We start from the raw sequence: 12,036 nt of genomic DNA, 5'->3' as shown, positions 1-12,036 counted from the left end.
TCGGGGCAGGGCAGCCAGCTCGGTGGTTGCCGGGGCGACGGGAAGCGCCTGTCACGAATCCATTGTAGTCAGTGTGCCGAGAAGGGCATTGCGCGGAATCAATTGCAATGAAAGTGTCTCAGTACACCCGCATGCGCCCCATTCCTCAGTCCGCCAGGACCTCCGCAACCGGCATGGCCGCGGCCTGTTCGGCACGGCGCCAGTAGGACGGGTTGCCGTAGGTGTTCTTCAGGTGATCGATAAACAGCCGCACCCGCAGCGGCAGGTGCTTGCGCTGCGGAAACACCGCGTGGATGCCGATCGGCGGCGCCTGGAACTCATCCAGTACCGTCACCAGCCGCCCGCTGGCGATCTCGCTGCCCACCTCCCACCAGGAGCGCCACGCCAGCCCGTTGCCTTGCAGGCACCACTCATGCAGCACCGCGCCGTCGCTGCATTCCATGGTGCCGCCCACCTTGACCGTGACCGCGCGGCCTTCCTCCTGGAACACCCAGCCACGCTGCACATTGGCGCTGGCGCCAAAGGCAAGGCAGTTGTGGCGCTGCAGGTCTTCCGGCGCGCCGGGACGCCCGGCGCGCGCCAGGTACTCGGGCGAGGCCACCACCACGCGGCGCGTTTCCGCCAGCCGGATCGATACCAGGCTGGAGTCGGGCAGGTCGCCCAGGCGGATGGCGCAGTCGAAGCCTTCATTGACCAGGTCGACCACGCGGTCAGACAGGTCCAGCGTGATCGAAACGTCCGGGTGCGACTCAATAAACAGCGGCACCAGCGGCGCCACGTGCTTGCGGCCATAGCCCGCCGGGGCGGTCACGCGCAGGTGCCCGCTGGCCTTGACCCCGCCGGCAGAGACGCTGGCCTCGGCGTTGTGCAGGTCGTTCAGGATGCGCTGGCAGTCTTCCAGGAAGGCAGAGCCTTCAAAGGTCAGGCTGATCTTGCGCGTGGTCCGTACCAGCAGTTTGACGCCCAGGCGCTCCTCCAGCGCGTCGATGCGCCGCCCGATGATGGCCGGCGCCACGCCTTCGGCCGCCGCCGCTGCGGAAAGGCTGCCGCGCGACGCGACGGATACAAAGGTCTCCAGTTGTTTGAAATGGTCCACAAATGTTTGCCTGATGTGCCTGCTGTGTGCCGGCATGGGCACACAATCGGTGGCGTTGCGTCCATATGGCCGGCAGTGAGGAGAATTTGGTGCGGAGTTTTGTTTTAGTCAGCCAAGATTAGTGGCCTAAAAGTAAAAGATCAAGTGACCCGCGACCACTTTGCCGCACTGCAGCGTCTCCCTACAATTCGATGCATTCAATGGTGTACAGAGCCACGCAGCTGTGGTCTGCTCGTCCATCCACCCAGTCGCCCGTACCGTTGCAGGTTGCCCAGGCCCTCATGAACAAGATCCGCGCAGTCGTCTTCGATGCCTATGGCACGCTGTTCGACGTGTATTCCGTCACCGCGCGCGCGGAACAACTGTTCCCGGGCCGCGGCGAGGCGCTGGCGCTGCTGTGGCGGGACCGGCAGATCGACTACACGCGCATCCGCACCATGGCCGCCCCCGATGGCTCGCGCTACAAGCCGTTCTGGGCGATCACCGTGGACGCGCTGCGCTACGCAGCCGAGCGCCTGAGCCTGACGCTGGACGAAGCCGCCGAAGCGCAGCTGCTCAAGGAATATGCGTGCCTGTCCGCGTTCCCGGAGAACCTGGGAGCGCTCAAGCGCCTGCGCCGCGCCAGGCTGCCGCTGGGCATCCTGTCCAACGGCAATGCCGAGATGCTGGACATCTCGGTCAAGAGCTCCGGCATGCATGGCCTGTTCGACCACGTGCTGTCGGTGGACGCCGTGCGCCAGTACAAGACCGCGCCGGCCACCTACGCGCTGGGGCCGCAAGCCTTCAGCCTGCCCGCGGAAGAGATGCTCTTTGTCTCATCCAACGGCTGGGACGCCTGCGGCGCCACCTGGTTCGGCTACACCACGTTCTGGATCAACCGTGCCGGCCATCCGGCGGAGCGGCTCGACGTAGCCCCCTCCGGCACCGGGCACGACATGAACGACCTGCTGGAATTCGTCCGCGCCCGTGGCGTGGCGGTGTAGCAGGGTCCCTTCAACCAAGCCTTATCGCTATCGAACACAGGAGAAGACTGATGGCTATCACGCTGCCCGCGGGCATGAAGATTACCGGCGAGATCCTGCCGGCCTACGAAGATATCCTCACGCCGGAAGCCCTGGCCCTGGTAGACAAGCTGCACCGCGCCTTTGAGCCGCGCCGTCAGGAACTGCTGGCCGCGCGCGTGGAACGCGCCAAGCGCCTGGACGCCGGTGAGATCCCTGACTTCCTGCCGGAAACCAAGAGCATCCGTGAAGGCGACTGGAAAGTTGCCCCGATCCCCCAGGCCCTGGAATGCCGCCGCGTGGAAATCACCGGCCCGGTCGAGGCCAAGATGGTCATCAACGCCTTCAACTCGGGCGCTGACAGCTACATGACCGACTTCGAGGATTCCAACACCCCCAACTGGCACAACCAGCTGCAGGGCCAGGTCAACCTGAAGGCCGCCGTGCGCCGCACGTTGACCCTGGAATCCAAGGGCAAGCAATACAAGCTGAACGACAAGATAGCCACCCTGCAAGTGCGTCCGCGCGGCTGGCACCTGGACGAGAAGCACGTCACCATCGACGGCAAGCGCATTTCGGGCGGCATCTTCGACTTCGCGCTGTTCCTGTTCCACAACGCCAAGGAGCAGATCGCCCGCGGCGCCGGCCCGTTCTTCTACCTGCCCAAGATGGAAAGCCATCTGGAAGCGCGCCTGTGGAACGACATCTTCGTGATGGCGCAGAACGAAATCAGCCTACCGCAAGGCACCATCAAGGCCACCGTCCTGATCGAAACGATCCTGGCGGCGTTCGAGATGGACGAAATCCTGTATGAACTGCGCGAGCACAGCGCAGGCCTGAACGCCGGCCGCTGGGACTACATCTTCTCGTGCATCAAGAAGTTCAAGAACGACAAGGACTTCTGCCTGGCCGACCGCGCCAAGGTCACCATGACCGCGCCGTTCATGCGCGCCTACGCGCTGCTGCTGCTCAAGACCTGCCACCACCGTGGCGCTCCCGCCATGGGCGGCATGAGCGCGCTGATCCCGATCAAGAACGATCCGGAGAAGAACGCCATCGCCATGGAAGGCATCATCAGCGACAAGCGCCGCGACGCCACCGACGGCTACGACGGCGGCTGGGTGGCCCATCCGGGCCTAGTCGAGCCGGCCATGAAGGAATTCGTGGCAGTGCTGGGCGACAAGCCCAACCAGTTCGGCAAGCAACGCCCGGACGTGCAAGTGAAGGGCGCCGACCTGCTCGACTTCAAGCCAGAAACGCCGATCACCGAGCACGGCCTGCGCATGAACATCAACGTCGGCATCCACTACCTGGGCGCCTGGCTGGACGGTAACGGCTGCGTGCCAATCCACAACCTGATGGAAGATGCTGCTACCGCCGAGATCTCGCGCTCGCAGGTGTGGCAGTGGATCCGCTCGCCGAAGGGCAAGCTGGAAGACGGCACCAAGGTGACCGCTGAGCTGGTGCGCAAGCTGATTCCGGAAGAGCTGGCGAAGGTGAAGGCACTGGTGGGTGGCGATACCAAGACGTATGACCGGGCTGCCGAGATTTTTGAGCAGATGTCTACGTCGGAGGATTTTGCTGAGTTCCTGACGCTGCCGCTGTATGAGGAAGTTTGAGCGGGTAGGGCTCTAGCAGGATGAAAAACCGCAGCTTTGGCTGCGGTTTTTTCTTTTGGGAGTCTCCCTCCATGTCAGGATTGTTGCGGGCCCATGCGGTCGTCGGCCTGTCAGACGAATGACGAATGGTCAAATATTGGCAACTAGACGTGTTAGGGCGCAGATTTTCGATCTGAAAAACAAATAGTTTGACCTGAACAATCGATTTTACAACTCAGTTGCGGAAACGTAGAGTGCATGCAAGACAGATCCCCCCACGAGTTCCCGTCATGCTTGTTGCCCCCCTGCGTCGACGCCTTGGCGTTGCGCTTCTAATCTCTCTGTCAGGTGTCCCGCTTGCCGCCATCGCCTCTGATGCCGACCCTTATCCCCAGCGTCCGGTCAGGATCGTCGTACCGTTCGGTGCGGGCGGTACGACCGACATCGCGGCGCGAGCGCTGGCCTCCAAGCTCCAGGCTCGCCTGGGCCAACCCGTGATCGTCGAAAACCGTGCCGGTGCGGTGACGGCGATTGGCAGCGAATTCGTCGCCAAGGCTGCGCGGGATGGGCTGACGTTGCTGTATTCGGGTTCGACCACTTTCTCCGTGCTGCCGGCGCTGCGGCAGGACCTGCCGCTGAATCCCGACACGACCTGGACGCCGATCGGCATAGTGGCGCAGACCGCCGTGGTGGTATCGACGCGCGCCGCTGGCAAGATCCATAGCTTCGCCGATATCGCCAGGCAGGCCAATGCCGGAGGCGCTGGCGTGACCTACGGCACCTTCGGTCCCGGCACCGCACCCCACCTGGTGGGCGCGATGATCGCCCGCAGCATCAAGGCGGACATGACGGCGGTGCCGTACAAGGGCAGCGCGCAGGTCTTAGCCGATGTCATCGGCGGGCAGATCGACCTGAGTATCGATCCGGTGGCGGTCGTGCAGGGGAATATCAATGCCGGCAAGCTGCGTCCGCTGGCGATTAGTTCGGCCACGCGTTCACCATTGCTACCCAACGTGCCGACATTCGCCGAGGTGGGCGTCGCCAGTGGCGGAGCCTCGTTCTGGTATGGGCTGGTCGCGCCCAAGGGCACCCCGGCGCCGATCGTAGACCGGCTGCAGGCGGAGTTGCGTGCGATCGTGCAGGACGCAGAGTATCGCGAAGTCCTGGCCAAGCAGGGCCTGGAAACGCTGTCTGGCGGCGCGGAGGAGTTCCGGCGCAGGACGCGCGCAGAGATCACGCAGTTCCGCCAGTTGGCGCGGGATGCAAACATCCGCATGGAGTGACGCTATGCCGGCTCAATCCACTATGCGCGCCGCGCCGGACTATGCGACTGAAGATGTGCGCGCCGTACAGGCCGCCCGCGCAAGCTGGCGCGAGTTTCTCGCGCTCCTGAGGCTGCCGAATGTGACAGCCGATGCCGCGGACGTATGCAAGACGGCCGACTGGCTGTCGCAGGCATTCGCGCGCCGCGGCTTCGCGGTGACGTCGCTATCAAACGGCGAACGTCCCATGCTGCTGGCCGGGCGCCGCTGCCCGGATCCGGCAGCGCCAACCATCCTCTGCTACATGCATATGGATGCGCAGCCCGTGGCCAACCAGCCATGGAGCCAGCCCAGCCCGTGGCAGCCAACGCTGCGCCCCTCTTGGTCGATGCCGGATGTCGCATACATCGATCCTTCCGATGCGCTTGTCGGCGACGAGATCGATCGCGATGCGCGGCTCGTGGCGCGCGCGGTGGCGGATGACAAAGGGCCCATCATGATGCTGCTGGCTGCGTTGGACAGCCTGGCCGAAGAGGCGCGCGGCACGTCGGTGCATCTCAAGGTGCTGCTCGACAGCGAAGAGGAGATCGGCGCGCCCAACCTCGGGACGGTGGTGTCGGCCAACCGCGAGGCCCTGAAGGCTGACGCGATGCTGGTGCTCGACGGCTCGATGCACGCCAGCAATCGCCCCACCATGATCCTCGGCAATCGCGGCGCGTTCATGACCACGCTGACCGTATTTGGCCCCCGCCGCGACCTGCATAGCGGCCAGTTCGGCAACTACGCGGCGAACCCTGTGTTCCGCCTGGCAATGTTGCTGGCGTCGATGAAAGACGACGATGGCAGGGTGCGGGTGGACGGGTTCTACGACGGCATTGCGTTGACCGACGACGACCGCCGCCAGCTCGAAAGCGTGCCGGACGACGACGGTGTCTTGCGCGCGCGTGCCGGCATTGCGCAGCCGGAGCGCGTGGGCGGGACATACCAAGAAGCGCTGCAGTACCCGACGCTCAACGTGGTGGGCATCGCTGCCGCTCAGGTCGGCGCAGCGGCGCGCACGATCATTCCCGCGCAAGCCACGGCAACATTCGATGTCCGCACCGTGCCGGAGACAGACCCGGAACGGCTGTTCGGGCTGCTGCGCGCGCACGTCCTGGCGCAGGGCTTCCACCTGATCGAGGGCGAGCCCACCGAGGATGATCGCCGACGGTACCCAAAACTGGCGCGCCTGGTGCAGCCACGCTTCAACGGTATGGCCCATGCGGTGCGTACCCCGGCCGACGAGCCCGTGTGCCGCTGGGTGGAAGGAGCACTGGTCGCGGCGCATGGCGAAGCGCCGGTGTGCATCCGCATGATGGGCGGCTCGGTTCCCACCGGCATTGCGGTGCGCGAACTCGGCGTCCCGTGCGTGCTGCTGCCGCTGGTCAACGCCGACAACAACCAGCACAGCCACGACGAGAACCTGCGTCTGGGCAACTACATCGACGGCATCCGCATGCTGCGCCGATTGCTGACCCATCCGTTCTAGCACTTACGCGTGCGCGGCGCCGTGTCGGGCGGATGATCCTGGATGAAGTCGAACAGCGCCGCCGCCGCGGCAGAGAAATTGGGCGGCTCGCGCGTGACCAGGTAGATGTCCCGCGTCAGGCTGCGGTCTAGCGGAATCGCAACCTGATCACGCAGCGCGAGTGCCTGCAGCGCCAGGTTGGGAGCGACGCTGATGCCCACGCCAGCACGCACCATGCCCAGCATCGTGTGCAGGTGCTCGACTTCGTGCACGACATTCAGCCGCGCAGGCGCGATCCTGGCGACAAGCCGCGCCATGGCGACGCTGCCGCGCGGTGCGGCAATGAAGGGATAGGGCAACAGGTCCCTTGGCTTGAGCGTGCGGCGCGTGGCGAGGGGATGTCCCTTGGGGCAGATCACCGAGAAACGGTCCGCGTGGAAATGCGCGAGCCGCATGCCGGGCATCATGGGCTCTGCCGGTGTCGCGATGGCGAAGTCCGCGTCGCCATCGCGCGCGGCGGCGATCGCTTCGTGCGAGAACTCGTCCCGCAGCACCACGCTGACGTTCGGGTGCAGGCGCGCGAATGACTGCAGGATGTCCGGAAACCAGCCGCCGGCAAGGCTCGGTATCACGGCAACCGTGGTCCGGCCGCGCTTGAGCGAAGCATGGTCGCGCACGCTGCCGACCGCATCGTTGATCTCAGCCAGCAGCCGGGCCGCGTGTTCGGCAAAGAGCTTGCCTTCCGGTGTCAGCGTGATGGTACGCGTGGAGCGGTCGAACAGCTTCGCACCTACGTGGTTTTCCAGGGCCGCGATCAGGGCGCTGAAGGCCGGCTGCGAGAGCGCCAACACACTGGCGGCGCGCGTGAAGTTGCGCGCTTCGATCAAGGCCAGGAAGGCGCGTAGGTCGCGCGTGGAGATGTCCATGTCGAGGGGGCGGTAAGCAAAGTCCTGTGTCGCGTTCAGCGATGGGCTGCTGTCACGTCGGACAGGCGACGAGTATGTCCTGTTCGCCGCTGAAGCGCGCCTCTTGCAACAGCGGTGTAGACACTATGGCGGATGCCAGTTCAATGGCCATCGTACAGCATGAAGTACGCGTGCCGATGTCTAGTGCTGACGAAGAACCATCGGGACGATTGCGAATCCTCTTATCGCCACAGACACGAGGGACGGCAACACTAGACCCGTCGCCGAAACAACGGCGACCGGGCGTAGCAACCTGAACAGCTCCAAGGGATCGCCGTTTCATACGGCCTCGTCTCCGCGCATGTGCTGGCTCTCTTTCAACGGCGGGCCGGGCGGGGCAGCCGAAAGGCTGGCCGGGCTCCCTTGGATTGCCGGTATTGCTACCCCCGCTGTCAGGCCCGCCACCCTCCAACTGAGTGCATCAGGCGGGTCCTCCAACCTTCCCTAGGAGCTCGCAATGCAAGACCAAACCGCTTCGAAACAAGACATCATCCTGGCCGCCATTCCAGACTGCCTGTACTCGCTTGGACGCGTCAGCGCCGGCCTGGGCTGCGTCCTGTCCCTGCTGGAAGTTGAAAGCGAACGGTCAGAGGTGTGCCACGGCGTGCATTGTCTGGTGGCGATGCTCAAAGCGCAGCTTGATCAGACTGCGGAGGAGCTTCTCCGGACGAGTGAGTTGGGTTCTGATGTTGCCGGTGGATGAGAAATGCTCTGGCCGGATGGAAGGCCGCAGCTTAGGCTGCGGTCTTTCCCTCTGGCTATTCGCGAACAACAGTGGGTCTGTTTGCAAAGCGGCTGACCGACTCCGGCTGTGGAATCAACCGGTCGATGCAACAGATTGATGAAATCGTTCCGCCGGTGTATCGAAGTCTAGTGTCTTGCGCGGACGTTCATTGAGCCGCCTGGCTACGGCGTTGCGTTTTTGATCCATTCACGCAAGCCTCATCCGGCGAAGCTGACTTGACGATCCAAGGGAGCATTGGGTTCAACGGCGCCGTCCCCGGTCCCGCCGGACGGAGCGTGGTTGCGGCGCAGGCTATGGCATTGCCTGGAAGAACGAAAGCGTCTGGGCATTGGCCCGTTTGGCGGCGTCGGCGACATAGTGGACGCCCTGGTTTCGCGCGAAGGCGTGCATGCAGCCGGGATACGTGTGTATTTCGACATTGGGCTTGTCCGACAGCACCGCGACGATCCGCCCCCGCGCTTCCGGCGGCACGAATTCATCTTCCTCGGCGATATGCATCAGCAGCGGCGTGGTGAACGTCGCGGCCTCGCCGAGATGCTTGTCGATGCCGACGCCGTAGTAGGAGACAGCCGCTTCGGCGTTGGTGCGGACTGCGGTCAGGAATGCCAGCAGTCCGCCAAGGCAGTAGCCGACCGTGCCCACGCCGCCGGTAACGCCGTCCAGCCGCCGCGTGAACTGGATGGTCGCATCCAGGTCGCCCACGCCCGCATCGACATCGAAGGCCTGGTAGAGCGCCAGGGCCTTCTGCCATTCCGCATCGCTCTTGTCGGTGAGTTCGACGTTCGGCTCCTGGCGCCAGTAGAGATCCGGGCAGATGGCGGTGAAACCGTGTTGCGCGAAATGATCGCAAATGGCGCGCATGTCGTCGTTGATGCCGAAGATCTCCTGGATCACCACAATGGCCTTGCCACTTGCCGCTGATGTCGGCCTGGCAAGGTAGGCCCGGAAGTTGCCGTCCGGAACGTCGATCGATGTGTACTCGCCCATGATGCCTCCTGTTATGCGGGGGGTTTGCCCATGCGGGCAGCCATCAATGTAGCGCAATTCCCCGTCAGCGCGCGCCCAGCGCGGCGAGCAATTCGGCGGTGGTCAGGATGGCATGCGCGAACGTGGGCCCGTTGATCTCATGCGCGGCATGCAAGGCTTCCGGCCAGAATGCCGCGGTCGCGTTCCGAACCAGGGTCACATGGTAGCCAAGTTCCGCCGCGAACCGCCCCGTGGCTTCGATGCAGGTGTTTGCCAGCTAGCCCATCAGGATGACCTGCCGGATGTCGTGCTGCTTGAGCTGGAAATCCAGGTCCGTATTGGCGAAGCCGCTGCCGCCCCAGTGCTCATGGACAATCACGTCGCCGGCCATGGGGCGGAAATCAGGATGCCAGTCCCCGCCCCAGGTGCCTTCGGCAAAGACCTGCGCGCGGCTGGCACCGAGCTGGTAGGGGCTGGCGCGCTGCCAGCCGAGATGCTCGTCCGGGCGGGCGCGATGGTGCGGCACGTAGAATACCTGTATGCCGCGCGAACGCGCCGCGCTGGTCACCGCACGCAGATTTGCCAGCGTCCCGAGTTTGTCCGACCACCTGCTTGGCCAGGCCGTTCAGCTTGCCGCCTTCGCGCAGGAAATCGTTGTACGGATCCACCAGCAGAAGCCCGGTGGACTCGCTGGTGTAGGCGGGTCCTGTCATGATCGTCCTCCCTGGCACTGGCAATCGTGCCTCTGCGACACTGGTCAGCGTTGCACGAACGCCAGCAGATCGTTGTTGATGAGATCCGGATGGGTCGTGCACATGCCATGCGCCAGGCCCTTGTAGACCTTCAGGTGCCGTTGCGCAGCAGCTCCGCGCTCAACAGGGCCGAGGCCCCGATGGGCACGATCTGGTCGTCGTCGCCGTGCATGACTAGCACCGGCACGTCGATGGCCTTCAGGTCTTCGGTGAAGTCAGTTTCCGAGAACGCCTTGATGCAATCGTATTGGGCCTTGACCCCGCCCATCATGCCCTGTCGCCACCAGTTGTCCTTCACGCCTTCCGAGACCTTCGCGCCGTCGCGGTTGTAGCCATAGAAGGGCACCGGCACTTCCTTGTAGAACTGGGCGCGGTCGGTCGCTACCCGCTCGCGGAAGCCGTCAAACACCTCCACCGGCAAGCCCCCCGGATTGGCGTCCGTCTTGACCATGATCGGCGGTACGGCACCGATCAGGACCGCCTTGGCCACGCGCCCGGCGCCATGCTTCGCGACATAGCGCGCCACTTCGCCGCCGCCAGTCGAGTGGCCGACATGGACAGCGTCCTTCAGGTCGAGGTGCCCAACGAGCGCGGCTACGTCGGCGGCGTAGGTGTCCATCTCATTGCCGATGGCGGTCTGCGTGGAGCGGCCGTGGCCGCGGCGATCGTGCGCAATGACCCGGAACCCCCTGGCCAGGAAGAAGTGAAGCTGGGCATCCCAGTCGTCGGCGGTCAGGGGCCAGCCGTGATGAAACACGATTGGTTGCCCCGCGCCACAGTCCTTGAGGTAGATCTCGGTCCCGTCCCTGGTTGTAATCGTTCCCATGGCTTGCTCCGTCTGAAGGGGATTGGAAAGCCCGCGGCGGCTCGAGGACCCGATGTGTGCGATCGTCGCCAGCCTGTGCGCTGTCGACATGGCAGCCTGCTTCACGGTCGGCAACCATCGCGGTGACGGAATTATTCTCCTGGACTCTGGCCAGTCGCTACGTAAAATCGGCAAATCGGATGGCGCCTTGCCGAGCCTTCGCCAGGTGTCAGCCATCCCGCCGCAGGGCACTCCAATCCACTTGAGCGCAAGAGGGTGACGATGACCAAGGCCAGCTATGCGGAGTTCGATGAATTCGAAGCGTCACTGTATGGCGTAAACGGCCGGTACATGCTGCGCTCGGCGCAGCGACGGGACTGGCGCCTGCGTGTGCTCGAACTGAATGGCGTTGCCTTGATGGCCGGACAGGAAGGCGCCGCGACGATCTACAGTGGCGCAGGCATGCCGGGATGCTTCAACCTGTTCCTGCCGCTGAGCGGACATGAATGCACGGTGGTTGACGGGCGCCGGTTCGACCGCCACGCAATCGGCTGGATGGCGCCGGACCGCATGTTCCATATAGATGCCAGCCGCCCGGCAAGCTGGATGACAATCTCCATGTCATGCGAGCTCGTCTGCCGGTGGATGGCGGCACATGCCGACAGTGCCGACTTGTCATGTCTCGCCCGCAATCTTGTCTTGACCGGCGGTCCAAGCCTGGGCGCCTTGCTTGCGCTGACCCGGCGCCTGCTCTTCATCGATGATTGCCAGTCTACCCAGCTGCATCACCCGGCTGGCGAGCAAACCGCGCGCAGCGAACTCCTCCGGCACGCGTTCAACACCCTGCTGCTGCTGGCAGCGCGCAGTACCGACACTGCCAGGCACCAGAATCACCGTCGCATCCTGAGCCAGGCCATGGATTTCCTGGCAGCGGCGCGGCACACGCCCATCCTGCTTGAAGACCTATGCGCGGCCACCAGTGCCTCGGAACGTACCATTCGCAACGTGTTCAACCGGTACGTCGGCATCAGCCCCCACCGGTATCTGGTGCTCCACCGCTTGCACCACGCGCGCCAGGCGCTGTTGCATGCCAAAGCAGGCGAGACGGTCACGAGCATCTGCATGCGCTTCGGGGTCTGGGACATCGGCCGGTTCGCCATGCAGTACCGCCGGCTGTTCGGCGTACTGCCCAGCCAGACGCTGCGCGCGTCGCATCTCGGCATGCAGGCGCCGCACTAGGCCGATGCCCGGCTTGGGCGCCTACTTGAAGAACGGCTAGAAGACCTGCGTGCGTAACCACTGGATGGCCGGATCGCGATGGTCGCGCGCATGCCGACAG

General features: G+C 64.3%; 9 protein-coding genes and 2 pseudogenes. 6 read left to right on the top strand and 5 right to left on the bottom strand.

Going from position 1 to position 12,036, the window contains the following annotated elements:
• Window positions 1–145: 145 nt before the first annotated feature.
• Window positions 146–1,096, bottom strand: coding sequence for a LysR family transcriptional regulator (locus tag CNE_RS10355; RefSeq protein ID WP_041227977.1), 951 nt, complete (start codon window positions 1,094–1,096; stop codon window positions 146–148).
• Between the two features lie 281 nt (window positions 1,097–1,377).
• On the opposite strand from CNE_RS10355, the gene CNE_RS10350 reads away from it, so the two are divergent.
• The 4 genes from CNE_RS10350 to CNE_RS10335 all read left to right on the top strand — a co-directional run bounded on the left by CNE_RS10350 (window position 1,378) and on the right by CNE_RS10335 (window position 6,485).
• Window positions 1,378–2,079 carry a haloacid dehalogenase type II gene (locus tag CNE_RS10350; protein ID WP_013957088.1) on the top strand — a complete coding sequence of 234 codons (702 nt, stop codon included), beginning with the start codon at window positions 1,378–1,380 and terminating at the stop codon, window positions 2,077–2,079.
• Between the two features lie 50 nt (window positions 2,080–2,129).
• The gene (aceB, locus tag CNE_RS10345) at window positions 2,130–3,716 is read left to right on the top strand and encodes a malate synthase A (RefSeq protein WP_013957087.1); all 1,587 of its coding nucleotides are present in this window, start codon (window positions 2,130–2,132) and stop codon (window positions 3,714–3,716) included.
• A gap of 269 nt (window positions 3,717–3,985) precedes the next feature.
• Window positions 3,986–4,978, top strand: a complete 993-nt coding sequence (locus CNE_RS10340; protein WP_013957086.1) for a Bug family tripartite tricarboxylate transporter substrate binding protein — start codon at window positions 3,986–3,988, stop codon at window positions 4,976–4,978.
• A gap of 4 nt (window positions 4,979–4,982) precedes the next feature.
• A complete protein-coding gene (locus CNE_RS10335; protein WP_013957085.1) occupies window positions 4,983–6,485 on the top strand; it encodes a M20/M25/M40 family metallo-hydrolase in 1,503 nt (500 codons plus the stop codon).
• On the opposite strand, the gene CNE_RS10330 is transcribed toward CNE_RS10335, so the two are convergent.
• Window positions 6,482–7,390 (bottom strand): LysR family transcriptional regulator, encoded by a 909-nt coding sequence (locus tag CNE_RS10330; RefSeq protein WP_013957084.1) that lies wholly within the window; start codon window positions 7,388–7,390, stop codon window positions 6,482–6,484. The two genes, CNE_RS10335 and CNE_RS10330, sit on opposite strands and share 4 nt — an antisense overlap.
• Before the next feature lie 496 nt (window positions 7,391–7,886).
• Between CNE_RS10330 and CNE_RS10325 the strand changes: the two genes are divergently transcribed.
• Window positions 7,887–8,132 (top strand): DUF1484 family protein, encoded by a 246-nt coding sequence (locus CNE_RS10325; protein ID WP_013957083.1) that lies wholly within the window; start codon window positions 7,887–7,889, stop codon window positions 8,130–8,132.
• 333 nt (window positions 8,133–8,465) lie between these two features.
• On the opposite strand, the gene CNE_RS10320 is transcribed toward CNE_RS10325, so the two are convergent.
• From CNE_RS10320 to CNE_RS10310, 3 genes and pseudogenes are all read right to left on the bottom strand, one after another.
• Window positions 8,466–9,161: a dienelactone hydrolase family protein gene (locus CNE_RS10320; RefSeq protein ID WP_013957081.1), complete on the bottom strand. Its 696-nt coding sequence runs from the start codon at window positions 9,159–9,161 to the stop codon at window positions 8,466–8,468.
• A gap of 64 nt (window positions 9,162–9,225) precedes the next feature.
• Window positions 9,226–9,708 (bottom strand): annotated as a pseudogene (locus tag CNE_RS42070) (cysteine hydrolase).
• Between the two features lie 189 nt (window positions 9,709–9,897).
• Window positions 9,898–10,718, bottom strand: a pseudogene (locus CNE_RS10310) (alpha/beta fold hydrolase).
• A 261-nt stretch (window positions 10,719–10,979) separates the two neighbouring features.
• Between CNE_RS10310 and CNE_RS10300 the strand changes: the two are divergent.
• Window positions 10,980–11,936, top strand: a complete 957-nt coding sequence (locus CNE_RS10300; protein ID WP_013957077.1) for an AraC family transcriptional regulator — start codon at window positions 10,980–10,982, stop codon at window positions 11,934–11,936.
• Window positions 11,937–12,036 lie beyond the last annotated feature (100 nt).

Origin of the sequence: Cupriavidus necator N-1 (assembly GCF_000219215.1) — a bacterium.
Lineage (GTDB): Bacteria > Pseudomonadota > Gammaproteobacteria > Burkholderiales > Burkholderiaceae > Cupriavidus > Cupriavidus necator.
The sequence above is the reverse complement of the archived record's forward strand: the minus strand, read 5'-3'. Positions and strand labels throughout refer to the sequence as shown.

What these genes read in the sequence shown, in the direction of transcription:
- CNE_RS10350 (WP_013957088.1), top strand. Translation starts at nt 1,378, where the DNA reads ATGAACAAGATCCGCGCAGTCGTCTTCGATGCCTATGGCACGCTGTTC.
- aceB (WP_013957087.1), top strand. Translation starts at nt 2,130, where the DNA reads ATGGCTATCACGCTGCCCGCGGGCATGAAGATTACCGGCGAGATCCTG.
- CNE_RS10340 (WP_013957086.1), top strand. Translation starts at nt 3,986, where the DNA reads ATGCTTGTTGCCCCCCTGCGTCGACGCCTTGGCGTTGCGCTTCTAATC.
- CNE_RS10335 (WP_013957085.1), top strand. Translation starts at nt 4,983, where the DNA reads ATGCCGGCTCAATCCACTATGCGCGCCGCGCCGGACTATGCGACTGAA.
- CNE_RS10330 (WP_013957084.1), bottom strand. Translation starts at nt 7,390, where the DNA reads ATGGACATCTCCACGCGCGACCTACGCGCCTTCCTGGCCTTGATCGAA.
- CNE_RS10325 (WP_013957083.1), top strand. Translation starts at nt 7,887, where the DNA reads ATGCAAGACCAAACCGCTTCGAAACAAGACATCATCCTGGCCGCCATT.
- CNE_RS10320 (WP_013957081.1), bottom strand. Translation starts at nt 9,161, where the DNA reads ATGGGCGAGTACACATCGATCGACGTTCCGGACGGCAACTTCCGGGCC.
- CNE_RS10300 (WP_013957077.1), top strand. Translation starts at nt 10,980, where the DNA reads ATGACCAAGGCCAGCTATGCGGAGTTCGATGAATTCGAAGCGTCACTG.